This window comes from Vogesella alkaliphila (assembly GCF_014652475.1).
In the GTDB taxonomy this organism is placed as follows: Bacteria; Pseudomonadota; Gammaproteobacteria; order Burkholderiales; family Chromobacteriaceae; genus Vogesella; species Vogesella alkaliphila.
This window is the reverse complement of sequence record NZ_BMYW01000014.1, coordinates 32,895-53,231: the sequence shown is the minus strand read 5'-3', so window position 1 is coordinate 53,231 and position 20,337 is coordinate 32,895. Positions and strand designations below refer to the sequence as shown.

36 protein-coding genes are annotated in these 20,337 nt (G+C 57.1%); 31 read left to right on the top strand and 5 right to left on the bottom strand.

Translation table 11 applies throughout. From position 1 onward, the window contains the following. The 31 genes from IE100_RS15830 to IE100_RS15680 form a co-directional block, all read left to right on the top strand. The coding region (locus IE100_RS15830; RefSeq protein ID WP_198556962.1) for an EF-Tu C-terminal domain-related protein at nt 1–77 on the top strand (77 nt) is incomplete at its 5' end. 18 nt (nt 78–95) lie between these two features. Then, the gene (rpsJ, locus tag IE100_RS15825; RefSeq protein WP_047967708.1) at nt 96–407 is read left to right on the top strand and encodes a 30S ribosomal protein S10; all 312 of its coding nucleotides are present in this window, start codon (nt 96–98) and stop codon (nt 405–407) included. Between the two features lie 143 nt (nt 408–550). Beyond that, nucleotides 551–1,195: a 50S ribosomal protein L3 gene (gene rplC / locus IE100_RS15820; protein ID WP_047967707.1), complete on the top strand. Its 645-nt coding sequence runs from the start codon at nt 551–553 to the stop codon at nt 1,193–1,195. Then, the gene (gene rplD, locus IE100_RS15815; RefSeq protein WP_047967713.1) at nt 1,195–1,815 is read left to right on the top strand and encodes a 50S ribosomal protein L4; all 621 of its coding nucleotides are present in this window, start codon (nt 1,195–1,197) and stop codon (nt 1,813–1,815) included. Before rplC ends, rplD begins: the two co-directional genes overlap by 1 nt. Then, nucleotides 1,812–2,120: a 50S ribosomal protein L23 gene (gene rplW / locus IE100_RS15810; RefSeq protein ID WP_047967712.1), complete on the top strand. Its 309-nt coding sequence runs from the start codon at nt 1,812–1,814 to the stop codon at nt 2,118–2,120. Before rplD ends, rplW begins: the two co-directional genes overlap by 4 nt. A gap of 11 nt (nt 2,121–2,131) precedes the next feature. After that, nucleotides 2,132–2,965: a 50S ribosomal protein L2 gene (rplB, locus tag IE100_RS15805; RefSeq protein ID WP_082133789.1), complete on the top strand. Its 834-nt coding sequence runs from the start codon at nt 2,132–2,134 to the stop codon at nt 2,963–2,965. A gap of 7 nt (nt 2,966–2,972) precedes the next feature. Beyond that, a complete protein-coding gene (rpsS, locus tag IE100_RS15800; RefSeq protein ID WP_047967705.1) occupies nt 2,973–3,251 on the top strand; it encodes a 30S ribosomal protein S19 in 279 nt (92 codons plus the stop codon). 9 nt (nt 3,252–3,260) lie between these two features. Then, on the top strand, nt 3,261–3,590 hold the full coding sequence (rplV, locus tag IE100_RS15795; protein WP_047967704.1) for a 50S ribosomal protein L22: 330 nt from the start codon (nt 3,261–3,263) through the stop codon (nt 3,588–3,590). Between the two features lie 10 nt (nt 3,591–3,600). After that, nucleotides 3,601–4,305, top strand: coding sequence for a 30S ribosomal protein S3 (gene rpsC / locus IE100_RS15790; RefSeq protein WP_047967703.1), 705 nt, complete (start codon nt 3,601–3,603; stop codon nt 4,303–4,305). Then, nucleotides 4,289–4,708, top strand: a complete 420-nt coding sequence (rplP, locus tag IE100_RS15785; RefSeq protein WP_047967702.1) for a 50S ribosomal protein L16 — start codon at nt 4,289–4,291, stop codon at nt 4,706–4,708. The genes rpsC and rplP overlap by 17 nt, the downstream gene beginning before the upstream one ends. Then, nucleotides 4,705–4,893, top strand: a complete 189-nt coding sequence (gene rpmC, locus IE100_RS15780; RefSeq protein WP_047967701.1) for a 50S ribosomal protein L29 — start codon at nt 4,705–4,707, stop codon at nt 4,891–4,893. The genes rplP and rpmC overlap by 4 nt, the downstream gene beginning before the upstream one ends. 1 nt (nt 4,894) lies before the next feature. Continuing rightward, a complete protein-coding gene (gene rpsQ / locus IE100_RS15775) occupies nt 4,895–5,152 on the top strand; it encodes a 30S ribosomal protein S17 (RefSeq protein ID WP_189375511.1) in 258 nt (85 codons plus the stop codon). A 189-nt stretch (nt 5,153–5,341) separates the two neighbouring features. Continuing rightward, nucleotides 5,342–5,710, top strand: coding sequence for a 50S ribosomal protein L14 (gene rplN / locus IE100_RS15770; protein ID WP_047967699.1), 369 nt, complete (start codon nt 5,342–5,344; stop codon nt 5,708–5,710). Between the two features lie 11 nt (nt 5,711–5,721). Further along, nucleotides 5,722–6,036, top strand: a complete 315-nt coding sequence (gene rplX / locus IE100_RS15765) for a 50S ribosomal protein L24 (protein ID WP_189375509.1) — start codon at nt 5,722–5,724, stop codon at nt 6,034–6,036. Between the two features lie 9 nt (nt 6,037–6,045). Next, complete coding sequence (gene rplE, locus IE100_RS15760) at nt 6,046–6,585, top strand: 50S ribosomal protein L5 (protein WP_047967711.1); 540 nt, start codon at nt 6,046–6,048, stop codon at nt 6,583–6,585. Nucleotides 6,586–6,589: 4 nt separating this feature from the next. Next, entirely contained in the window at nt 6,590–6,895 is a 306-nt protein-coding gene (rpsN, locus tag IE100_RS15755; protein WP_189354322.1) for a 30S ribosomal protein S14, read from the top strand. Between the two features lie 13 nt (nt 6,896–6,908). Continuing rightward, nucleotides 6,909–7,304, top strand: a complete 396-nt coding sequence (gene rpsH / locus IE100_RS15750) for a 30S ribosomal protein S8 (RefSeq protein WP_047967697.1) — start codon at nt 6,909–6,911, stop codon at nt 7,302–7,304. 12 nt (nt 7,305–7,316) lie between these two features. After that, nucleotides 7,317–7,850 (top strand): 50S ribosomal protein L6, encoded by a 534-nt coding sequence (gene rplF, locus IE100_RS15745; protein WP_189375507.1) that lies wholly within the window; start codon nt 7,317–7,319, stop codon nt 7,848–7,850. A 13-nt stretch (nt 7,851–7,863) separates the two neighbouring features. Further along, nucleotides 7,864–8,217, top strand: a complete 354-nt coding sequence (rplR, locus tag IE100_RS15740; RefSeq protein WP_047967695.1) for a 50S ribosomal protein L18 — start codon at nt 7,864–7,866, stop codon at nt 8,215–8,217. A 12-nt stretch (nt 8,218–8,229) separates the two neighbouring features. Continuing rightward, nucleotides 8,230–8,748 (top strand): 30S ribosomal protein S5, encoded by a 519-nt coding sequence (gene rpsE, locus IE100_RS15735; RefSeq protein ID WP_047967694.1) that lies wholly within the window; start codon nt 8,230–8,232, stop codon nt 8,746–8,748. Continuing rightward, complete coding sequence (rpmD, locus tag IE100_RS15730) at nt 8,741–8,926, top strand: 50S ribosomal protein L30 (RefSeq protein WP_047967693.1); 186 nt, start codon at nt 8,741–8,743, stop codon at nt 8,924–8,926. Before rpsE ends, rpmD begins: the two co-directional genes overlap by 8 nt. 1 nt (nt 8,927) lies before the next feature. Further along, nucleotides 8,928–9,362, top strand: a complete 435-nt coding sequence (gene rplO / locus IE100_RS15725; RefSeq protein ID WP_189375505.1) for a 50S ribosomal protein L15 — start codon at nt 8,928–8,930, stop codon at nt 9,360–9,362. A 10-nt stretch (nt 9,363–9,372) separates the two neighbouring features. Next, nucleotides 9,373–10,689: a preprotein translocase subunit SecY gene (secY, locus tag IE100_RS15720; protein ID WP_047967691.1), complete on the top strand. Its 1,317-nt coding sequence runs from the start codon at nt 9,373–9,375 to the stop codon at nt 10,687–10,689. A 19-nt stretch (nt 10,690–10,708) separates the two neighbouring features. Next, nucleotides 10,709–10,927: a translation initiation factor IF-1 gene (infA, locus tag IE100_RS15715; RefSeq protein ID WP_189375503.1), complete on the top strand. Its 219-nt coding sequence runs from the start codon at nt 10,709–10,711 to the stop codon at nt 10,925–10,927. Nucleotides 10,928–10,962: 35 nt separating this feature from the next. Beyond that, on the top strand, nt 10,963–11,076 hold the full coding sequence (gene rpmJ, locus IE100_RS15710) for a 50S ribosomal protein L36 (RefSeq protein ID WP_011137711.1): 114 nt from the start codon (nt 10,963–10,965) through the stop codon (nt 11,074–11,076). A 70-nt stretch (nt 11,077–11,146) separates the two neighbouring features. Then, complete coding sequence (gene rpsM, locus IE100_RS15705) at nt 11,147–11,509, top strand: 30S ribosomal protein S13 (RefSeq protein WP_047967689.1); 363 nt, start codon at nt 11,147–11,149, stop codon at nt 11,507–11,509. Nucleotides 11,510–11,524: 15 nt separating this feature from the next. After that, a complete protein-coding gene (gene rpsK, locus IE100_RS15700; protein WP_017507353.1) occupies nt 11,525–11,920 on the top strand; it encodes a 30S ribosomal protein S11 in 396 nt (131 codons plus the stop codon). An 18-nt stretch (nt 11,921–11,938) separates the two neighbouring features. After that, a complete protein-coding gene (gene rpsD, locus IE100_RS15695; RefSeq protein WP_047967688.1) occupies nt 11,939–12,559 on the top strand; it encodes a 30S ribosomal protein S4 in 621 nt (206 codons plus the stop codon). Between the two features lie 23 nt (nt 12,560–12,582). Next, the gene (locus IE100_RS15690) at nt 12,583–13,566 is read left to right on the top strand and encodes a DNA-directed RNA polymerase subunit alpha (protein ID WP_120809396.1); all 984 of its coding nucleotides are present in this window, start codon (nt 12,583–12,585) and stop codon (nt 13,564–13,566) included. A gap of 22 nt (nt 13,567–13,588) precedes the next feature. Continuing rightward, complete coding sequence (rplQ, locus tag IE100_RS15685) at nt 13,589–13,978, top strand: 50S ribosomal protein L17 (protein ID WP_047967686.1); 390 nt, start codon at nt 13,589–13,591, stop codon at nt 13,976–13,978. A gap of 493 nt (nt 13,979–14,471) precedes the next feature. After that, a complete protein-coding gene (locus IE100_RS15680; protein WP_189375501.1) occupies nt 14,472–16,094 on the top strand; it encodes a methyl-accepting chemotaxis protein in 1,623 nt (540 codons plus the stop codon). Nucleotides 16,095–16,173: 79 nt separating this feature from the next. On the opposite strand, the gene lnt is transcribed toward IE100_RS15680, so the two are convergent. From lnt to IE100_RS15655, 5 genes are read right to left on the bottom strand one after another with little or no spacing between them, the layout of a single operon-like run. Then, nucleotides 16,174–17,688: an apolipoprotein N-acyltransferase gene (gene lnt, locus IE100_RS15675; protein WP_189375499.1), complete on the bottom strand. Its 1,515-nt coding sequence runs from the start codon at nt 17,686–17,688 to the stop codon at nt 16,174–16,176. Beyond that, nucleotides 17,689–18,531, bottom strand: a complete 843-nt coding sequence (locus IE100_RS15670) for a CorC family transporter (protein WP_189375498.1) — start codon at nt 18,529–18,531, stop codon at nt 17,689–17,691. It abuts the gene before it with no gap. Between the two features lie 9 nt (nt 18,532–18,540). Further along, entirely contained in the window at nt 18,541–19,050 is a 510-nt protein-coding gene (gene ybeY, locus IE100_RS15665; protein WP_189375489.1) for an rRNA maturation RNase YbeY, read from the bottom strand. Then, a complete protein-coding gene (locus IE100_RS15660; protein ID WP_373295308.1) occupies nt 19,037–20,026 on the bottom strand; it encodes a PhoH family protein in 990 nt (329 codons plus the stop codon). The genes ybeY and IE100_RS15660 overlap by 14 nt, the downstream gene beginning before the upstream one ends. After that, nucleotides 19,996–20,337, bottom strand: coding sequence for a hypothetical protein (locus tag IE100_RS15655; protein ID WP_189375488.1), 342 nt, complete (start codon nt 20,335–20,337; stop codon nt 19,996–19,998). The genes IE100_RS15660 and IE100_RS15655 overlap by 31 nt, the downstream gene beginning before the upstream one ends.

The following is a 20,337-nucleotide window of genomic DNA, read 5'->3' as shown; positions in this document are numbered from 1 at the left end:
AAGAAGGTCTGCGTTTCGCCATCCGTGAAGGTGGTCGCACCGTTGGTGCTGGCGTTGTTGCCAAAATCATCGCCTAATCGGAAGCCGAGAACGATATGCAAAGCCAAAAAATCCGTATCCGCCTGAAAGCTTTCGATTACAACCTGATCGACCGCTCCGCACAGGAAATCGTTGAAACTGCCAAGCGCACTGGTGCCGTAGTTAAGGGCCCGGTTCCGCTGCCGACCAAAATCGAGCGTTTCAACATCCTGCGTTCCCCGCACGTGAACAAGTCGTCCCGTGATCAGCTGGAAATCCGTACGCACCTGCGTCTGATGGACATCGTTGATCCGACCGACAAGACTGTTGACGCGCTGATGAAGCTGGACCTGCCAGCCGGTGTGGATGTAGAAATCAAGCTACAGTAACAGCACTATTTCATGCGCTGTGAGCTAAGTGCTTGCGGTTATTGAATTTTATTGTTACATTAGCGGACTCACCATTGTGGTGAGTCCGCTTTTCTTTTGAGTAAGCCGGTCAATCGTAATCGGCGCCTGTAAAGGAAATAAACATGACTTTAGGTCTGGTCGGTCGCAAAGTCGGCATGACCCGCATTTTTGCTGAAGATGGTGCAACCATCCCGGTAACTGTGCTGGATATGTCCGCAAACCGCGTATCGCAAGTAAAGACTGCTGAAACTGATGGCTACACTGCCGTTCAGGTTGCAGCAGGTGTTCGCAAGGCAAATCGTGTAACCAAGGCTCAGGCCGGTCACTTTGCCAAAGCTGGCGTTGATGCCGCTCGCGTTATGCGCGAGTTCCCTCTGTCCGCAGAGGCTCTGGCATCGCTGAACGTTGGTGATGCCATCTCCGTCGAGATTTTCCAGGTTGGCCAATTGGTCGACGTAACTGGTACCTCGAAAGGTAAAGGCTTCTCCGGCGCCATCAAGCGTCACAACTTCAGTTCCAACCGCGCTTCGCACGGTAACTCTGTTTCTCACAACTCCGCCGGTTCCATCGGTCAGGCGCAAGATCCGGGTCGCGTTTTCCCGGGTAAGCGTATGGCTGGTCAGTACGGTAACGTCAAGAGCACTATCCAGTGCCTGGAAGTTGTCCGTGTTGATGTGGAGCGTCAACTGCTTCTGGTGAAAGGTGCTGTACCTGGTGCCAAGAACGGTGATGTAGTGGTGCGTCCTAGCGTGAAGGCAGGTGCATGATGGAATTGAAAGTGATCAACGCCCAGGGCCAGCAAGTTGAAGCCCTGCAAGCCTCTGAAGCACTCTTCGCCCGTGACTACAACGAAGCGCTGGTGCATCAGGTAGTAACTGCATTCTTGGCAAATGCGCGCAGTGGTAACCGTGCGCAGTTGACTCGTGCTGAAGTAAAACACTCCACCAAGAAGCCATTCCGCCAAAAAGGCACCGGTCGCGCTCGCGCCGGTATGACTTCCTCGCCACTGTGGCGTGGTGGTGGTCGTGCGTTCCCGAATTCGCCCGACGAAAACTTCACGCACAAGGTTAACCGTAAGCAATACCGTGCCGGTATGGCTACGATCCTGTCGCAGCTGGTGCGTGACGAGCGTCTGATCGTCGTGGACAGCCTGACAGTTGAAACGCCAAAGACAAAGGAATTCGCCGCCAAGGTGAAGTCCCTGGGTCTGGATCGTGCTCTGTTCATCACTGGCGAGCTCGACGAGAACCTGTATCTGTCTTCCCGCAACTTGCCAAACGTCCTGGTGATTGAAGCTCAGCAAGCTGATCCGTTCAGCCTTGTTCGTTTCAAGAAGGTTGTTATCACCCGTGATGCCATCAAGCAACTCGAGGAGCAATGGGCATGAATCAGGAACGTTTGCTGCAAGTAATTTTGGCACCGGTTGTTTCTGAAAAGAGCACCATGGTTGCCGAGAAAAACCAGCAGGTGGTATTCCGCGTTGTTGCTAACGCAACCAAGCCTGAAATCAAGGCTGCTGTTGAACTGCTGTTCAACGTCAAGGTTGATGGCGTTTCCACGCTGAATGTTAAGGGCAAGTCCAAGCGTTTCGGCCGTTTTGTCGGCAAGCGCAAAGACTGGAAGAAGGCTTACGTGAGCCTTGCCCAAGGTCAAGAAATCGACCTGACCGCTACCCCTGTTGCTGCGGAATAAGGAGATAGACTATGGCTCTGGTAAAAGTAAAACCGACGTCTGCTGGTCGCCGTGCTGTTGTCAAGGTGGTAAACCCTGACCTGTACAAAGGCCGCCCGCACGCCGCACTGGTTGAGAAGAAAAACTCGACCGGTGGCCGTAACAACAACGGCCACATCACTACCCGTCACATGGGTGGTGGTCACAAGAAACAGTATCGCATCATCGATTTCCGTCGTAACAAAGACGCGGTTCCGGCCAAGGTTGAGCGTATCGAATACGATCCTAACCGTACAGCCAACATCGCGCTGCTGTGCTACGCGGATGGTGAGCGTCGCTACATCATTGCCCCGCGCGGCGTGAAGGTTGGTGCCGAACTGATGTCCGGCTCCGAAGCCCCGATCAAGGCTGGTAATGCCCTGCCAATCCGTAACATTCCGGTTGGTACCACTATCCACTGCATCGAGCTGCAACCAGGCAAAGGCGCGCAAATCGCACGTTCCGCCGGCTGCTCCGCCATGCTGCTGGCTCGTGAAGGCATCTACGCTCAGCTGCGTCTGCGCTCTGGCGAGATCCGTCGTGTACACGTTGACTGCCGCGCTACCGTTGGCGAAGTGGGCAACGAAGAACATAGCCTGCGCAAGATTGGTAAGGCCGGTGCAAACCGTTGGCGCGGTATCCGCCCAACCGTTCGCGGTACTGCCATGAACCCGGTTGACCACCCACACGGTGGTGGTGAAGGCCGTACAGGTGAAGGTCGTGTTCCTGTTAGTCCGTGGGGTACCCCGACTAAGGGCTTCCGTACACGTCGTAACAAGCGCACTGACAACATGATTGTACGTCGTCGCTTCTCGAATAAAGGGTAATTGAGCTATGGCACGTTCGCTTAAAAAAGGCCCGTTCGTTGACCTGCACCTGCTGAAAAAAGTGGATGCGGTACGTGCAACGAGCGACAAGCGTCCAATCAAGACTTGGTCGCGCCGTTCGACGATTTTGCCTGACTTCATCGGTCTGACCATTGCGGTTCATAACGGTCGTACGCACGTTCCGGTGTATGTTTCCGAAAACATGGTTGGCCACAAGCTCGGTGAATTCTCGCTGACTCGTACCTTCAAAGGCCACGCGGCTGACAAGAAGGCCAAGAAGAAATAAGGTGATGCGATGAGAGTTTCTGCACAACTTAATAATGCACGCCTGTCGGCACAAAAATGCCGTCTGGTTGCAGACCTGATCCGCGGCCAAGCCGTCGGCCAGGCACTGAATATCCTGACCTTCAGCCCGAAAAAGGGTGCCGCGCTCATCAAGAAGGTGCTTGAGTCCGCTATCGCCAATGCTGAGCATAACGAAGGCGCAGATATCGACACCCTCAAGGTGACTTCCATCTACGTTGATAAGGGTCCTAGCCTCAAGCGTTTCTCCGCCCGTGCCAAAGGCCGCGGTAACCGCATCGAGAAGCAGACCTGCCATATCACGCTCAGTGTTGGCAACTAAGGGGTAAGCTATGGGTCAGAAGATTCATCCGACGGGTTTCCGTCTCGCAGTGACTAAAAACTGGTCTTCCAAATGGTTTGCAAATTCGCATGATTTTGCCGGCCAGCTGAAGCAAGACATCGAAGTGCGCGAGTTTCTGAAGAAGCGCCTGGCGCACGCTTCGGTAGGTCGTGTTGTTATCGAGCGTCCAGCCAAGTCCGCACGTATTACCATCCACAGCGCCCGTCCGGGTGTTGTTATCGGTAAAAAAGGCGAAGACATTGAAGTTCTGAAGAAAGAACTGCAGCGTCGTCTTGGTGTACCTGTGCACGTCAATATCGAAGAAGTTCGCAAGCCAGAGATCGATGCCCAGATCATCGCCGACGGTATCGCCTCGCAGCTGGAAAAGCGCGTGATGTTCCGTCGTGCCATGAAGCGTTCCATGCAAAATGCAATGCGCATGGGTGCTCAGGGCATCAAGATCATGAGCTCCGGTCGTCTGAACGGTATCGATATCGCTCGTAGCGAATGGTACCGCGAAGGCCGCGTGCCTCTGCACACTCTGCGTGCAGATGTTGACTACGCTACTTCTGAGGCTCACACCACCTACGGTGTTATCGGCATCAAGGTATGGGTATACAAGGGCGATATCAAGCCGGGTCAAGTCCAGGCTGCCCCTGTAGCACCAGAGAAGAAATCCAGAAAGGCAGGAGCTCGAAATGCTGCAGCCAACTAGACTGAAATACCGTAAACAGCAGAAAGGTCGCAATACTGGTATCGCGACCCGCGGCAACAAAGTTAGCTTCGGCGATTTTGGTTTGAAAGCAATCGGTCGTGGTCGCCTGACTGCCCGTCAAATCGAAGCGGCTCGTCGTGCTATGACTCGTCACATCAAACGTGGCGGTCGCATCTGGATCCGTGTGTTCCCGGACAAGCCAATCACTTCCAAGCCAGCCGAAGTTCGTATGGGTGGGGGTAAAGGTAGTCCGGAATACTTCGTGGCCGAAATCCAGCCAGGCAAAATGTTGTACGAGATGGACGGTGTTGCCGAAGAACTGGCGCGCGAAGCCTTCCGTCTTGCAGCCGCCAAGTTGCCTATTCCGACAGTGTTTGTAATTAAACAGGTGGGTCAGCAATGAAAGCATCCGAACTGAGAGCGAAAAGTGTTGATGAGCTGAAGGCTGAGTTGCTTGGTTTGCTGAAGGCGCAATTTGCACTGCGCATGCAGCACGCAACTCAACAGCTCGCCAAGAATAGTGAGCTGAAAAAGGTGCGTCGCGATATCGCCCGTACCCGCACTGTTCTGAAAGAAAAGGCTGCCTGAGATGAGCGAAACTAAAGTAGTCCGCACGCTGGTCGGCAAAGTAGTCAGCGATAAGATGAACAAGACCGTTACTGTTCTGGTAGAGCGCAAAGTCAAGCACCCTATCTACGGTAAAATTGTTCGTCGCTCCAAAAAGTTTCACGCTCATGACGAGACCAACCAGTACAAGACTGGCGACGTCGTTGTGATCAGCGAAACTCGTCCACTCTCCCGGACGAAAACTTGGGTTGTGACCTCACTGGTAGAGCGCGCAGTTTAATCTGTGTGTGACGCTTGCGGAGGGGCTTGCCCCTCTGTATAATGTGTGATTCGGTGTTCAGCCGAAGTCATCCCTTACGGGGTCCAAGACTGGCCGTTGGATACGCCACCTTACTTTAGGTGGCGTTTCTTTCATCTTTCTCAAGGTGAAGGAAAGTGACGGAATTAAGTTGGATAGAAAGGTAATCAAATGATTCAAATGCAGTCCATTTTGGATGTTGCAGACAACACTGGTGCGCGTTCCGTTATGTGCATCAAGGTGTTGGGCGGCTCCAAGCGTCGCTACGCTGGCGTGGGCGACATCATCAAGGTGAGCATCAAGGATGCAGCACCTCGCGGTCGCGTGAAAAAAGGTGATGTTTACAACGCTGTTGTCGTGCGTACTGCCAAGGGCGTTCGCCGTCCTGACGGTTCGCTCATCAAGTTTGATGGCAACGCTGCAGTTCTTCTGAACAACAAGCTGGAGCCTATCGGTACTCGTATTTTCGGGCCGGTGACTCGTGAGCTTCGTACCGAGCGTTTCATGAAGATCGTTTCGCTCGCGCCAGAAGTGCTGTAAGGAGACCACAGATGCGCAAAATTCGTAAAGGTGATGAAGTCGTAGTAATCACCGGTAAAGACAAGGGCAAGCGCGGTTCCGTTCTGCGTGTCCTGGAAGGCAAAGTCGTAGTGGAAGGCATCAACCTGGCGAAAAAACACCAGAAGCCTAATCCGGTACGTGGTGTCGCTGGTGGCATCGTTGAAAAGACTATGCCGATTGATGTATCTAACGTCGCTATTTTCAATGCGGCCAGCCAAAAGGCTGATCGCGTAGGCTTCAAGGTGCTTGAGGACGGCCGCAAGGTACGTATCTTCAAATCCACCGGCGAAGTTATCGGCGCGTAAGGGGTGAAGATGGCACGTCTGTACGATTTTTACAAAAACACTGTTGTACCAGAGCTGGTAAAACAGTTCGGTTACAAGTCCCTGATGGAAGTTCCGCGCATTGAGAAGATCACTCTCAACATGGGCGTGGGCGAGGCTGTAGCTGACAAGAAAGTTATGGATCACGCTGTTTCCGACCTGGAAAAAATTGCCGGTCAGAAGCCAGTTGTGACTACCGCACGTAAGTCGATCGCGGGCTTCAAGATCCGTGACCACTACCCGGTTGGTTGCAAAGTGACCCTGCGTCGTGAACGCATGTACGAGTTCCTGGATCGTCTGGTAACGATCTCGCTGCCTCGCGTACGCGACTTCCGTGGCGTTTCTGCCAAGTCTTTCGACGGCCGTGGTAACTACAACATGGGCGTTAAAGAGCAGATCATTTTCCCGGAAATCGAATACGACAAGATCGATGCTTTGCGTGGTATGAACATCACCATCACCACTACCGCAAAGACCGATGAGGAAGCCCGCGCTTTGCTGGCTGCGTTCAAATTCCCGTTCAAGGGCTAAGCACATGGCAACTCTAGCTTTGATTAATCGTGAAGAGAAGCGCGCTAAGCTCGTGGCTAAGTACGCCGGCAAGCGTGAAGCGCTCCTCGCTACCATCAATAACCAGAACCTGTCCGAAGAAGAGCGTTTTGCTGCTCGTCTGCAACTGCAGACCCTGCCGCGTAATGCTAGCCCGGTTCGCCAGCGTCGTCGCTGCGCACTGACTGGTCGCCCTCGCGGTGTATTCCGTAAATTCGGTCTGGCACGTAACAAGCTGCGCGAACTCGCCATGAAAGGCGAGATCCCGGGCGTGACTAAAGCCAGCTGGTAATAGGAGATACAGAATGAGCATGCAAGATCCTATCTCCGATATGTTGACTCGTATCCGCAACGCCCAACGTGCCGCTAAAGCCGTTGTCGCAATGCCTTCTTCCAAGCTGAAGGTGGCCATTGCTCAGGTGTTGAAGGAAGAGGGTTATATCGAGACTTTTTCTGTTACCGATGCTGATAAAAAGCCGGTTCTGGAAATCGAATTGAAGTACTACGTTGGTCGTCCGGTAATCGAGAAGATCGAGCGCGTTTCGCGTCCAGGTCTGCGCGTTTACAAGGGCTCCAACGAGATCCCTAAAGTAATGAACGGTCTTGGCGTCGCTATCGTTTCGACTTCAAGTGGTGTGATGACTGATCGTAAAGCACGTGCAGCCGGTATCGGCGGCGAACTGCTCTGCGTCGTAGCCTAATCGGAGGGTTGAATGTCTCGCGTAGCAAAAAACCCGGTAGTCATCCCTGCTGGCGTAGAAGTGAAATTCGGTGCTGAAGAAGTGACTGTAAAAGGCGCTCTCGGCTCTTTGAGCACAGCACTGTGTGCTGATGTTGAAGTCAAGCTGGTTGATAACCAGCTCGAATTTGCCGCCAAGAACGACAGCAAGTTCGCACGTTCCATGTCCGGAACCCTGCGTGCTCTGCTGAACAACATGGTCATTGGTGTTAGCAAGGGTTTCGAGAAGAAGCTGAACCTGGTGGGTGTGGGTTACCGCGCTCAAGCCCAGGGTGAAGCACTCAACCTGTCCCTTGGTTTCTCGCACCCGGTTGTTCACACCATGCCAGTCGGCATCAAGTGTGAAACCCCGACTCAGACCGAGATTTTGATCAAGGGTGCCAACAAGCAGTTGGTTGGCCAGGTCGCAGCCGAGATCCGTGCTTATCGTTCCCCAGAGCCTTACAAGGGCAAGGGCGTACGTTATGCCGACGAGGTTGTGGTTCTGAAAGAAACCAAGAAGAAGTAATTGAGGCCCTGAAATGGACAAGAAACAGACTCGACTCCGCCGCGCACGTAAAACCCGTGCCCGTATTGCGGAGCTCAAGGTGGCTCGTCTGTGCGTTCATCGCACTAACAGCCATATCTATGCTCAAGTGATTGACGCAACCGGTAATGTTGTTCTGGCTAGCGCCTCCTCTCTGGAGTCTGCCGTGCGTGCCGACCTGAGCAATGGCGGTAACACTGCTGCTGCTGCGGTTGTTGGCAAGAACATTGCTGAAAAAGCTAAGGCTGCTGGTATCAACCAAGTTGCTTTCGATCGTTCGGGTTTCAAATACCATGGCCGTATCAAAGCCCTGGCTGACGCAGCCCGTGAAAACGGTCTTGTATTCTAATCGGAGTTAAGAATGGCTAAGCACGAGATCGAAGATCGTGGCGATGGTCTGATCGAGAAGATGATCGGCGTAAACCGCGTCACCAAAGTGGTGAAGGGCGGTCGTATCATGGCCTTCTCGGCTCTGACCGTAGTTGGCGATGCTGACGGTGGTATTGGCATGGGCAAAGGGCGTTCGAAAGAAGTGCCGGTTGCTGTGCAAAAAGGTATGGAACAGGCTCGTCGCAACATGATCAAGGTTCCGCTGAAAAACGGCACCATCCATCATGCTGTTGTCGGCAAGCACGGTGCGACCACTGTGTTCATGCAGCCAGCTAAAGAGGGTGCCGGTGTTAAAGCTGGTGGTCCGATGCGCGCTGTATTCGAAGCACTGGGCGTACACAACGTTACTGCCAAGATCCATGGCTCGACCAACCCGTACAACGTGGTTCGTGCCACGATTGACGGTTTGAGCAAAATGGCAACTCCTTCGCAGATCGCTGCGAAGCGTGGCCTGACCGTTGCTCAGATTCTGGGAGCGGATCATGAGTGATGTTAAAAAAATCCGTGTGACTCTGGTTAAGAGTCTGATTGGTCGCATCGAGTCTCATAAAGCTTGCGCGAATGGCCTGGGTCTGAAAAAGATCAACCAAGTCGTTGAAGTGATTGATACTCCTGCTAACCGTGGCATGATCAACAAGATCAGCTACCTGGTTAAGAGCGAGGGTTAATATGCTGCTGAATACTATTAAGCCTGCAGCCGGTGCCAAACACGCGAAGCGTCGCGTGGGTCGCGGTATCGGTAGCGGTCTGGGCAAAACTGCTGGCCGTGGTCACAAGGGTCAGAAGAGTCGTGCTGGTGGCTTCCACAAGGTAGGTTTCGAAGGCGGTCAGATGCCTCTGCAACGTCGCCTGCCGAAGCGTGGCTTCAAGTCCCTGACTGCTGACGATGTAGCCGAAGTTCGCTTGTCCGAACTGGCTCTGATGCCGGTTGACGAGATCGACCTGTTGGCCCTGAAGCAAGCCGGCATCGTGCCGACGCAGGCTCTGGGTGCAAAAGTCATCCTGTCCGGCAAGGTTGAGCGTGCTCTTAAACTGCGTGGCATCACTGCCACCGCTGGTGCCAAGGCTGCAATCGAAGCCGCTGGCGGTAGCTTCGTAGAATAAGGTAAAGCTCGTGGCGAATGCTTCTCTAGTTGGTAATGCCAGTAAGTTTGGTGACCTCAAGCAGCGGATCTTCTTTCTGATCGGCGCGCTGATTGTTTATCGCATCGGTGCCCACGTTCCGGTGCCTGGTATCAATCCGGTAGAACTAGCGAAGTTGTTCCAGTCGTCACAGACGGGCCTGCTCGACATGTTCAACATGTTCTCGGGCGGGGCCCTGTCGAGATTTTCGGTATTTGCCTTGGGCATCATGCCGTACATCTCCGCCTCCATCATTCTTCAACTGGCTTCAGAAATTGTTCCAACGCTGAAGCAGTTGAAGAAGGAGGGTGATGCTGGCCGTCGCAAAATCACTCAGTACACGCGTTATGCAACGCTCTTTTTGGCTACGTTCCAGAGTTTCGGTATTGCTGTCATGCTGTTCAAGCAACCGGAGCTGGTACTGAGTGGTCAGACCGAGTTTTATGTAACGACAGTGGTGACCCTGGTCACCGGCACCATGTTCCTCATGTGGCTGGGCGAACAGATTACCGAACGTGGTTTGGGAAATGGTATTTCGTTGATCATCTGTTCGGGTATTGCCGCTGGCATTCCCGGATCGATCGGTCAGACACTGACCCTGGCTAGCCAGGGCTCCTTGTCCATCCTGCTGGCGATTGCCTTGTTTGCGGGTGTGATTGCGGTCACTTACCTGGTGGTGTTCGTTGAACGCGGCCAACGTAAGGTGCTGGTCAACTACGCCAAGCGACAGGTCGGCAACCGCGTGATGCAGGGCCAGTCGACGCATATGCCGCTGAAGCTGAATATGGCCGGGGTGATCCCGCCAATTTTTGCATCCAGCATCATTCTTTTCCCGGCAACCGTACTGGGCTGGTTTGGTAATACCGAAGGCTTGGGTGTGCTGAAGTCTGTTGCAGACAAATTGCATCCTGGTCAGCCGCTGTATGTTCTGCTCTATGCTGCTGCTATCGTTTTCTTCTGCTACTTCTATACCGCCCTTGTGTTCAATCCCAAGGAAACGGCAGATAACCTGAAGAAAAGCGGTGCGTTCATTCCGGGCATCCGTCCGGGTGAGCAGACGTCGCGTTATATTGAGAAAATCATTCTCCGTCTAACACTTATTGGTGCGATCTACATCACGCTGGTTTGCTTGTTGCCCGAGTTCCTGATCCTGAAGTGGAATGTACCATTCTACTTTGGCGGGACATCGCTGTTGATCATTGTTGTCGTGACAATGGACTTCATGGCGCAGGTTCAGTCCTACGTGTTGTCTCACCAGTATGACGGATTGCTCAAGAAGGCCAACTTCAAGGGCGCTTCCGGTCGCTGACGGTCACGGTAGCAGTTTTATGGCTAAAGAAGATACCATCCAGATGCAGGGCGAGATCCTGGAAAATTTGCCTAGCGCAACTTTCAGGGTCAAGCTCGAAAATGGACACATTGTGCTCGGGTATATTTCCGGAAAGATGCGGATGCACTACATCCGCATCCTGCCGGGAGATAAGGTGACAGTCGAAATGACACCTTATGACTTGTCCCGTGCCCGTATTGTGTTCCGTGCGAAGTAGTCGCACTTGCTCTTTTCAGATAGAAAGGAACTGAAATGCGTGTACAACCTTCGGTAAAGAAAATTTGCCGTAACTGCAAAATCATTCGCCGCAATCGTGTGGTACGAGTGATCTGCACTGATCCGCGTCACAAACAAAAACAAGGCTAACATTTGTTAGCCGGGTTTTCGTATGTTACAATCGCAACCTTTTCAAGCTCGTAAAGCTTAAGGAAAGAGAATGGCCCGTATTGCAGGGGTAAACATCCCCAATCATGCGCATGCCGTTATCGGCCTGCAGGCTATCTATGGCATCGGTTCTACTCGTGCGAAGCTCATCTGTGCTTCCGCGAGTGTTAATCCTTCTTCCAAGATCAAGGATTTGACCGAAGCCGAGATGGAATCTCTGCGTGTAGAAGTCAGCAAGTTCACCGTTGAAGGTGACCTGCGTCGCGAAATCACCATGAGCATCAAGCGTTTGATGGACATGGGTTCTTATCGCGGTTTCCGCCATCGTCGCGGTCTGCCTTGCCGTGGTCAGCGCACCCGCACGAATGCTCGTACCCGTAAGGGTCCGCGCAAGCCGATCGCCGGCAAGAAGTAATAAGGAACATAGATAATGGCTAAAGCAAACACAGCAGTGCGTGTACGCAAAAAGGTACGCAAAAGCGTAAGCGATGGCATCGTCCACGTTCACGCTTCCTTTAATAACACCATCATCACCATCACTGACCGTCAAGGGAATGCTTTGTCTTGGGCTACCTCCGGCGGTGCTGGTTTTAAAGGCTCGCGTAAAAGTACACCGTTTGCAGCTCAGGTAGCTGCAGAGCACGCTGGTAAAGTTGCCCAAGAATATGGTGTAAAGAACCTTGAGGTTCGTATCAAGGGCCCTGGCCCTGGTCGTGAATCCTCCGTGCGTGCCCTGAACGCCCTTGGCTTCAAAGTTACCAGCATCTCCGACGTGACTCCGGTACCACACAACGGATGTCGCCCTCCCAAGAAACGTCGTATCTAATCCGGAGAGTCTGAGAACATGGCACGTTATATTGGCCCAAAATGTAAGCTTGCTCGTCGCGAAGGGACTGATCTCTTCCTGAAGAGTGCCCGTCGCGCACTTGATTCCAAGTGCAAGCTTGATACCCCTCCAGGTCAGCACGGCGCGAAAAAAGGCCGTCTGTCTGACTATGGTGTACAGCTGCGTGAAAAGCAGAAAGTTCGTCGTATTTACGGCATTATGGAACGTCAATTCCGTAAGTACTTTGCTGAAGCAGCTCGTCGTCAAGGCTCCACCGGTGAAAACCTGCTGAAGATCCTTGAAGCCCGTCTGGACAACGTTGTTTATCGCATGGGCTTTGGTTCTACCCGTGCTGAAGCACGTCAGCTGGTTAGCCACAAGGCAATCACTGTGAATGGTCAGATTGTGAATATTCCTTCTTTCCAGGTGAAAGCAGGCGACGTTGTTGCTATTCGCGAAAAGTCCAAGAAGCAAGTGCGTATTCAGGAAGGCTTGGCACTGGCCGAGCAAATCGGCTTCCCTTCGTGGGTTGCTGTTGACAGCAAGAAGATGGAAGGTGTCTTCAAGACTGCTCCTGAGCGTTCCGAGCTGTCTAGCGATATCAACGAGCAGCTCGTTGTGGAATATTACTCCAAGTAATCGCTAGCTCTTAAGGAATGACTATGCAAAACAGCGCTTCGGAATTTCTGAAACCGCGTTTGATCGATGTGCAGCCGGTTTCGGCTACACACGCCCGTGTGTCGATGGAGCCGTTCGAGCGTGGTTATGCCCATACTCTGGGCAACGCCCTGCGCCGGATCCTGCTCTCGTCGATGCCTGGTTACGCACCGACCGAAGTTACTATTGCTGGCGTTTTGCATGAGTATTCCGCTCTTGACGGTGTTCGGGAGGATGTCGTCGACATTCTTCTGAACCTGAAGGGTGTAGTACTCAAACTGCATGGTCGTGACAGTGTCATTCTTTCCCTGAAAAAGGAAGGCGAAGGCCCTGTCCTGGCTGGTGATCTGGAATTGCCGCACGATGTTGAGGTGATCAACCCTGATCACGTCATCTGCAACCTGTCGGTTGGCGGCAAGATTGATATGGAAGTCAAAGTTGAGAAGGGCCGCGGCTATCAGCCGGTTTCCGCCCGCATCAGCCATGATGACAACCGTACCATCGGCACCATCCAGCTCGATGCTTCGTTCTCCCCGGTGAACCGCTGCAGCTTCAATGTTGAAAGCGCCCGTGTGGAGCAGCGTACAGACCTTGACCGTCTGGTGCTGGACATCGAGACCAATGGCGTGATCGAGCCGGAAGAAGCAGTGCGTATCGCTGCCCGTATTCTGGTTGATCAGCTGTCGATCTTTGCAGACTTGCAAGGCACCGCAGTCGAGGAAATCGTTGAAAAGGCGCCGCCGATCGATCCGATCTTGCTGCGTCCGGTTGACGATCTCGAACTTACGGTACGTTCCGCCAACTGTCTGAAGGCAGAGAACATTTACTACATCGGTGATCTCATTCAGCGTACGGAAACCGAGCTGCTGAAGACTCCGAACCTTGGTCGCAAGTCTCTGAATGAGATCAAGGAAGTTCTCGCTTCTAAAGGCCTGACCCTTGGCATGAAACTTGAGAACTGGCCACCGGCTGGTCTTGAGAAGCCGTAAGTCGGGATAAAAGGACACTAAAATGCGTCATCGTAACAGTAATCGTAAACTGAACCGTACGAGCAGCCACCGTCTTGCGATGCTTCGCAACATGGCTAACTCGTTGCTGCGTCACGAAGTAATCGTGACTACTCTGCCAAAGGCCAAAGAACTGCGCCGTGTTGCCGAGCCGCTGATTACCCTGGGTAAGAAGCCATCGCTGGCCAACCGTCGTCTGGCTTTTGACCGCACTCGTGATCGTGAAATGGTTGTAAAACTGTTTGACGAACTCGGCCCACGTTTTGCTAACCGCAACGGTGGCTATGTGCGTATTCTGAAGTACGGCTTCCGTCAGGGCGACAACGCTCCGATGGCACTGGTTGAACTGGTGGATCGTGCAGAAGAAGCAGTTGCAGTAGAAGCCGCTGAATAAGCAGCTTCAAGTAAAAAAGCCGGCGCAAGCCGGCTTTTTTATTGTCTTTCCCCGCCGGATTTCTTTGGCATTGTCGCCGCCTGCCGTTGTGGGGCTTCTTCGGCGCCCTCGTTCGAGCGACTGACCGCGCTGGGCACGCGCCCACGCTCGATCTCTCCCTGTCGCTGTAAGGCATCGCTGTTCGGTGAGCCCAGCTCGCGCGTCTTGAAAAGCGCGCCATTCTTTTCCCCTTGAAAGTCATTACTACCACGTCGCGCTCGGCAACACTGATCATCGAGTTGCTGTTGCTGGCGGTGATATGACCCTGTCCACGATGAGGGATTACCCTCTGTCGCTGTTTTACCTAGCCTCGGCCGGGTTTTTTTCTGGTTAAATGCTTTAAAAAGGGCAATTGCTCTAGTGGTAGTTTACATAAAGTGATACTAAATAAGCACGCCGGTACACACGGCGACATAAAACGACTAGGAGAGTAGCGATGAGCAGTAACGGGACGATGTCATTGAGGCGACGTTTGCAATTGCAGGTGGTACTGGTGGCGGTGCTGCTCTGTATCATAGGCGGCATCACGCTGTACTTCGAGCGGGCCTCGCTGTACGCCGACCGCCAGGCCAAGGTGCGTAATCTGGTGGAGAGCGCGGTCACGCTGATAAAGGGCTACGAGGAGATGGCCGCCAGCGGCAAGCTGTCCGAGGCCGATGCCAAGCAGCAGGCGATCACCGTGCTCAACAGCATGCGCTACGACGAGCGCGAGTATTTCTTTGCCTTTGATCCCGCCTGGGTGTGGGTGGCGCATGGCGCCAAGCCGCAGCTGGCCGGCACCAACCTGAAGACCATCAAGGACCCGACCGGCGTCAACCTCGGCGAGCTGTTCGAGCAGGCGGTGCGCGACGGCAACGGCCGCAATTTCGTGTCCTACGTGTGGGACAAGCCGGGCTTTGACCAGCCACAGCCCAAGCTGTCCTACCTTGCCAGCAGTGGCAAGTGGGGCTGGGTGGTCGGGACTGGCATCTATCTGGACGACGTGACGCTGGCGCTGCGCAATACCGCGCTGATGCTGTTTGCAGAGATTTTTGCAGCGGTGTTGCTGGTAGTGGTGATCGGCTACCTGACCCGCCGCAGCGTGATGCAGCAGCTGGGCGGCGAGCCGGCGCTGACGCGCGACGTGGTGCGCCAGATCGCCCTGGGTCAGCTCAATGTCGCGGTGCCGGTGGCGGCAGGCGACAAAGACAGCCTGCTGGCGGCGGTGGCCGACATGCAGCAGCATCTGCGCGAACTGGTCGGCGGCATCGCCGACAGCAGCAACAGCCTGACCGGCATGGCCGGCAATATTTCGGGCAGCGCGACCGCGGTGGCCAGCGGCTCCGAGCAGCAGAGCCGTGCCGCCAGCGACATGGCGGCCTCGATCGAGGAGCTGACCGCCAGCATCAAGCAGATTTCCGAACTGGCCAGCCATGCGCACGCGGTATCGGCCAGTTCCGGCCAGCTGTCGCACAGCGGCGGCGAGGTGATCTCGCGCGCGGTGGACGAGATGCACCGCATCAACGAGTCGGTGGATCAGGCGGCGCTGACCATCGGCGACCTGGTCGGCAAGACGCAGACCATCTCCACCATCATGCAGGTGATCAAGGACATCGCCGACCAGACCAACCTGCTGGCGCTGAACGCGGCGATCGAGGCGGCGCGTGCCGGCGAGATGGGGCGCGGCTTTGCCGTGGTCGCCGACGAGGTGCGCAAGCTGTCGGAGCGCACCGGCCAGGCAACGCAGGAGATCGCGGTGATGATCCGCGAGATCCAGAGCGGGTCCGAGGCGTCGCGCAGCAATATGGAAGAGGCGGTGGAGCGGGTGAAATCCGGGCTGGCGCTGGCGGAGCAGGGCGGCGAGTCGATCCGCCAGATCCGCGTCAGCGCCGGCGGCGTGGTGGCGGTGGTGAACGACATTTCGCAGGCGCTGTCCGAGCAGGGCCACGCCAGCGAGGAGATCACCCGCCACGTCGAGCAGATCGCGCAGGCGGCGGCGCAGAATGCCGAGGCCGCCGGGCAGACCTCCGGTGCCATCGGCGAGCTGCACGGTCTGACCGGCAATCTGCGACAGATGGTGTCGCGCTTCCACGTGTGAGGCGACGGAAAGGTTGGCCGCAGGCTTGCGGCCAACCTTGTCCGCAGCAAAAAGCCCGACGCATCGCGTCGGGCTTTGTTTATGCGGCGACCGGCGACTGGCGGCGGTAACGCTGCCAGCCGTGCAGCGCTATGCCGGCCAGTAGCAGCGCCAGACAGCCCCACAGCACCGGCGCATTGCCGTAGCGCATGTAGGGCGTCAGCCCGCTGCGGCCCTGCACCTGCGCCGTCAGCGTCTGTCGCGTGTCCGGCGCCGCCACGGTCTGCACCTCGCCGCTGGCATCGATCACTGCCGTCATGCCGGTATTGGTGGCGCGCAGCATCGGGCGCCCGGTTTCCAGCACCCGCGCCTGCGACAGCTGCAGCTGCTGGCTCATCGCGTTGCTGCTGCCGAACCAGGCCAGGTTGCTGACGTTGGCGAGCATGGTGGCGCTGGCGGCGGGGCCGATCAGCTCCTCGCCGAAGCCGTCCTCGTAGCAGACGTTGAAGGCGATGCGCTGGTCGGCCACCGCCAGCGGCGTCTGGTTGTCGCCGCCGCGGCTGAAGCCGGATAGCGGCATGTCCATGAAGCGGTAGATCCAGCCGGTCAGCGCCGGCAGCGGGATGAACTCGCCGAAGGGCACCAGGTGGTTCTTGGCGTAGTAGGGTTGCGCCGGGTCGTTCAGCGCCACCACCGCGTTGAGATAGCCGCTGCCGTCGTCGGTGCGGCGCGGAATGCCGGTGATCAGTGTCGCCTGGCGGCGGCTGGCGTCGCCGTTGATCATGGTCAGGTAGCCGGAGGGGAGGTCGTCGAGGAATACCGGCAGCGCGGTTTCCGGCAGCAGCAGCAGGTCGGACGGCGGCGCGCTGGCCACCATGCGGTAGTAGGTGCTCAGCGTCAGCTCGAAGGTGGCCGGGTCCCATTTCAGCGATTGCGGGATATTGCCCTGCAGTAGCGACACCGCCAGCGGTTTGCCGCTGGCCGTGGTCCACTGCTGTTGCTGCAGCCAGGCACCGCCGCCCCACAGCGCGGTGGCCAGGCCCAGCAGCGCCAGCTGCGGCAGGCGGCGCCAGCGTGGCAGTAGCACCAGGATGGCGGCGGACAGCGCCACGGCAAAGGTGACGCCGTGGATGCCGGTGACGGCGGCGAGGCCGGCGAGCGGGCTCTCGGTGATCTGGCTGTAACCGATGGCGCCCCACGGGAAGCCGGTCAGCATCCAGCTGCGCAGCCACTCGCCCAGTGTCCACAGCGCCGGGAACAGCAGCAGCCAGCGGGCGGCGCTGCTGGTGCCGATACGGCAGGCCAGCCACACCGCCAGCGCCGGAAACAGCGCGAGCCAGGCCGGCAGCAGCAGCGTCATGGCGCCGGCCATCGGCGCCGGCATGCCGCCGATGTCGTGCAGGCTGATGTAGATCCAGTAGAAATTGCTGGTATAGGCGGCCAGTGCCCAGGCGTAGCCGAGCAGGAAGGCGCGTTGCGGCCAACGTTGCACCAGTTCCAGCAGCAGCGCCAGCAGCAGCGGCATCAGCAGGAACAGGCGGTAGGGAGCGAAGGCGAACACGCTGGCGGCGCCGGCCGACAGCGCCAGCAGCGGATAGCCGAGGGTGCGCCGCATCTAGCGTGCTGCCTGCGGACGGCGCTCGACCAGCAGTGCCTGTAGCCGGCGGCTGTCGGCGCGGATCACGGTGAAGTGCCAGTCCTGCAGCTGCAGGCCTTCGCCGCGTACCGGCACGTAGCCGAGATTGGCGGTGACCAGGCCGCCGATGGTGTCGACCTCGTCGTCCGGCAGCGCGCACTCGAAGAAGTCGTTGAAGTCTTCGATGCTGGTGGTGGCCAGCACGCGGTAGCGTTCGCCGCGCACCGGCACGATGTCGTCTTCGGATTCGATCAGGTCGTGCTCGTCGTCGATGTCGCCGACGATCACTTCCAGCACGTCCTCGATGGTGATCAGCCCGGACACGCCGCCGTATTCGTCGACCACGATCGCCATGTGCGTCTTGGTGGCGCGGAACTCGCGCAGCAGGCCGTCGAGGCGCTTGCTCTCCGGCACGAACACCACCGGGCGCAGCGTCTTCTGCAGGTCGAAATCGTTGGGGGTCAGGAAGTAGCGCAGCAGGTCCTTGCTCAGCAGGATGCCCTGCACGTCGTCCTTGTCCTCGCCGATCACCGGGAAGCGCGAATGGCCGGCCTCGATCACGTGCGACAGCAGCTTTTCCATCGGCTCGGACAGGCGGATCACGTCCATCTGGCTGCGCTGCACCATCACCTCGCGCACGGTGCGCTCGGAGAAGGAGAGCACGCCTTCGATCATCGACAGCGCTTCGGCGTCCAGCACATTGCGCTCGAAGGCGGCATGCAGCTGGGAAACCAGCTCTTCGCGGTCTTCCGGTTCGTGGGTAAAGCGGTTGAGCAGGCGCTCGAACCAGTTGGGCGCGGGTTTACTGGAATAATCGTCCATGGTGTCGGGTCAGGGTTTCTCTGCGGCGTAAGGATCGGCATAGCCTAACTTGCCGAGGATGACGGTTTCAAGCGCTTCCATCGCCTCGGCCTCGTCGTCGGCTTCGTGGTCCAGGCCCTGCAGGTGCAGCATGCCGTGCACCACGAGGTGGGCGTAGTGTGCGTCCAGGCTCTTGCCCTGCTCGGCGGCCTCGCGCGCCACCACCGGCGCGCAGAACACCAGGTCGCCGAACAGCGGCATGCCGGCGACGGTGTCGCCCTCGTTCAGCGCGAAGCTCAGCACGTTGGTCGCGTAGTCCTTGCCGCGGTAGTCGCGGTTCAGCGCGCGGCCTTCGGCCTCGTCGACCACCAGCAGCGAGATCTGGGCCTTGTGCACGTCGCGCTGCAGCGCGGCCTGGCACCAGCGGCGCCACTGCTTGCCTGCCGGCAGCGGCTGTTCGGCTTCCAGGCGGTCTTCGAGGGTCAGGTCCAGCCGTGCGGCCAACCTTTGCAGCACTTGATTGCGTTTAGCGGTCTTCATCTTCTTGGATCTGGTAACGGTCGTAGGCGTCGACGATCTTCTGCACCAGCGGGTGGCGCACCACGTCGTCGCTCTGGAAATGGTGGAAATGGATGCCGCGCACCTGGCTCAGGATGCGCTCGACCTCGACCAGGCCGCTCTTCTGGTGGCGGGCGAGGTCGATCTGGGTCACGTCGCCGGTGATCACCGCGCGCGAGCCGAAGCCGATGCGGGTGAGGAACATCTTCATCTGCTCCGGCGTGGTGTTCTGCGCCTCGTCGAGGATGATGAAGGCGTTGTTCAGCGTGCGGCCGCGCATATAGGCCAGCGGCGCGATCTCGATCAGGTTCTTCTCGAACAGCTTGGCGACCTTGTCAAAGCCCATCAGGTCGTACAGCGCGTCGTACAGCGGGCGCAGGTAGGGATCGACCTTCTGCGCCAGGTCGCCGGGCAAAAAGCCGAGCTTTTCACCTGCTTCCACCGCCGGGCGCACCAGCACGATGCGTTTCACCGCGTCGCGCTCCATCGCGTCCACCGCGCAGGCGACGGCGAGATAGGTCTTGCCGGTGCCGGCCGGGCCGATGCCGAAGGTGATGTCGTGGCTGAAGATGGCCTTGATGTAGCGGCTCTGGCGCGGGGTGCGGCCCTTCAGGTCGCGACGGCGGGTGTGCAGGGTCGGGGTGTCGTCCGTCTCGTCCTGCGGATTGTGCTGCCGGGCCTCGACCAGTCCCAGCTGGATGTCCTGGATCGACAGCTCGCGTTTTTCCGCCAGCGCATAAAAGCGCTGCAGCAGGGCCAGCGCGCGGCCGGCCTGCTCGCCGCGCAGGCTGAACTGCTCGCCACGGCGCTGGATGCTGACATCCAGCCCGGTTTCGATCTGTTTCAGGTTCTCGTCCAGCACCCCGCACAGGCGGGACAGGCGCTCGTTGTCGACGGGGGTAAAGCTGTGGCTGCTGTGGGCTTCGGTCATGGACTGGTGGTCGTCAGGGGCGGACATTGCCGTTGCTGGTATAGCTGCTGCAATTGCAGCAGCCTGCGTTCAAGCCCGGCGATGCGCTGCGGGTCCGGTTGCGCGGTGCCCAGCGGCACGCCGAAACCGATACCGGCGCTGCCGTGGCTGCCGATGGCGCCGCCGAGTCCGATATTGAGCTGGATCGGGCTGTGTGGCGCCTGTCGCTCATCCTGCAGCTGCTGCCGCGTTTGCGCAAGCGCCTGCGTCAGCGCCGCGCAGTCCATGGTGGCCGGATCGGCCGCTTGCAGGCTGGCGCAGGCCGCCAAGAGGGGTAACAGCAGGAGTGGCAGGCGCAT

Bases quoted from the DNA above. Each gene is read 5' to 3' on its own strand.
- rpsJ (WP_047967708.1), top strand. From the start codon at position 96: ATGCAAAGCCAAAAAATCCGTATCCGCCTGAAAGCTTTCGATTACAAC.
- rplC (WP_047967707.1), top strand. From the start codon at position 551: ATGACTTTAGGTCTGGTCGGTCGCAAAGTCGGCATGACCCGCATTTTT.
- rplD (WP_047967713.1), top strand. From the start codon at position 1,195: ATGGAATTGAAAGTGATCAACGCCCAGGGCCAGCAAGTTGAAGCCCTG.
- rplW (WP_047967712.1), top strand. From the start codon at position 1,812: ATGAATCAGGAACGTTTGCTGCAAGTAATTTTGGCACCGGTTGTTTCT.
- rplB (WP_082133789.1), top strand. From the start codon at position 2,132: ATGGCTCTGGTAAAAGTAAAACCGACGTCTGCTGGTCGCCGTGCTGTT.
- rpsS (WP_047967705.1), top strand. From the start codon at position 2,973: ATGGCACGTTCGCTTAAAAAAGGCCCGTTCGTTGACCTGCACCTGCTG.
- rplV (WP_047967704.1), top strand. From the start codon at position 3,261: ATGAGAGTTTCTGCACAACTTAATAATGCACGCCTGTCGGCACAAAAA.
- rpsC (WP_047967703.1), top strand. From the start codon at position 3,601: ATGGGTCAGAAGATTCATCCGACGGGTTTCCGTCTCGCAGTGACTAAA.
- rplP (WP_047967702.1), top strand. From the start codon at position 4,289: ATGCTGCAGCCAACTAGACTGAAATACCGTAAACAGCAGAAAGGTCGC.
- rpmC (WP_047967701.1), top strand. From the start codon at position 4,705: ATGAAAGCATCCGAACTGAGAGCGAAAAGTGTTGATGAGCTGAAGGCT.
- rpsQ (WP_189375511.1), top strand. From the start codon at position 4,895: ATGAGCGAAACTAAAGTAGTCCGCACGCTGGTCGGCAAAGTAGTCAGC.
- rplN (WP_047967699.1), top strand. From the start codon at position 5,342: ATGATTCAAATGCAGTCCATTTTGGATGTTGCAGACAACACTGGTGCG.
- rplX (WP_189375509.1), top strand. From the start codon at position 5,722: ATGCGCAAAATTCGTAAAGGTGATGAAGTCGTAGTAATCACCGGTAAA.
- rplE (WP_047967711.1), top strand. From the start codon at position 6,046: ATGGCACGTCTGTACGATTTTTACAAAAACACTGTTGTACCAGAGCTG.
- rpsN (WP_189354322.1), top strand. From the start codon at position 6,590: ATGGCAACTCTAGCTTTGATTAATCGTGAAGAGAAGCGCGCTAAGCTC.
- rpsH (WP_047967697.1), top strand. From the start codon at position 6,909: ATGAGCATGCAAGATCCTATCTCCGATATGTTGACTCGTATCCGCAAC.
- rplF (WP_189375507.1), top strand. From the start codon at position 7,317: ATGTCTCGCGTAGCAAAAAACCCGGTAGTCATCCCTGCTGGCGTAGAA.
- rplR (WP_047967695.1), top strand. From the start codon at position 7,864: ATGGACAAGAAACAGACTCGACTCCGCCGCGCACGTAAAACCCGTGCC.
- rpsE (WP_047967694.1), top strand. From the start codon at position 8,230: ATGGCTAAGCACGAGATCGAAGATCGTGGCGATGGTCTGATCGAGAAG.
- rpmD (WP_047967693.1), top strand. From the start codon at position 8,741: ATGAGTGATGTTAAAAAAATCCGTGTGACTCTGGTTAAGAGTCTGATT.
- rplO (WP_189375505.1), top strand. From the start codon at position 8,928: ATGCTGCTGAATACTATTAAGCCTGCAGCCGGTGCCAAACACGCGAAG.
- infA (WP_189375503.1), top strand. From the start codon at position 10,709: ATGGCTAAAGAAGATACCATCCAGATGCAGGGCGAGATCCTGGAAAAT.
- rpmJ (WP_011137711.1), top strand. From the start codon at position 10,963: ATGCGTGTACAACCTTCGGTAAAGAAAATTTGCCGTAACTGCAAAATC.
- rpsM (WP_047967689.1), top strand. From the start codon at position 11,147: ATGGCCCGTATTGCAGGGGTAAACATCCCCAATCATGCGCATGCCGTT.
- rpsK (WP_017507353.1), top strand. From the start codon at position 11,525: ATGGCTAAAGCAAACACAGCAGTGCGTGTACGCAAAAAGGTACGCAAA.
- rpsD (WP_047967688.1), top strand. From the start codon at position 11,939: ATGGCACGTTATATTGGCCCAAAATGTAAGCTTGCTCGTCGCGAAGGG.
- IE100_RS15690 (WP_120809396.1), top strand. From the start codon at position 12,583: ATGCAAAACAGCGCTTCGGAATTTCTGAAACCGCGTTTGATCGATGTG.
- rplQ (WP_047967686.1), top strand. From the start codon at position 13,589: ATGCGTCATCGTAACAGTAATCGTAAACTGAACCGTACGAGCAGCCAC.
- IE100_RS15680 (WP_189375501.1), top strand. From the start codon at position 14,472: ATGTCATTGAGGCGACGTTTGCAATTGCAGGTGGTACTGGTGGCGGTG.
- lnt (WP_189375499.1), bottom strand. From the start codon at position 17,688: ATGCGGCGCACCCTCGGCTATCCGCTGCTGGCGCTGTCGGCCGGCGCC.
- IE100_RS15670 (WP_189375498.1), bottom strand. From the start codon at position 18,531: ATGGACGATTATTCCAGTAAACCCGCGCCCAACTGGTTCGAGCGCCTG.
- ybeY (WP_189375489.1), bottom strand. From the start codon at position 19,050: ATGAAGACCGCTAAACGCAATCAAGTGCTGCAAAGGTTGGCCGCACGG.
- IE100_RS15660 (WP_373295308.1), bottom strand. From the start codon at position 20,026: ATGTCCGCCCCTGACGACCACCAGTCCATGACCGAAGCCCACAGCAGC.
- IE100_RS15655 (WP_189375488.1), bottom strand. From the start codon at position 20,337: ATGCGCCTGCCACTCCTGCTGTTACCCCTCTTGGCGGCCTGCGCCAGC.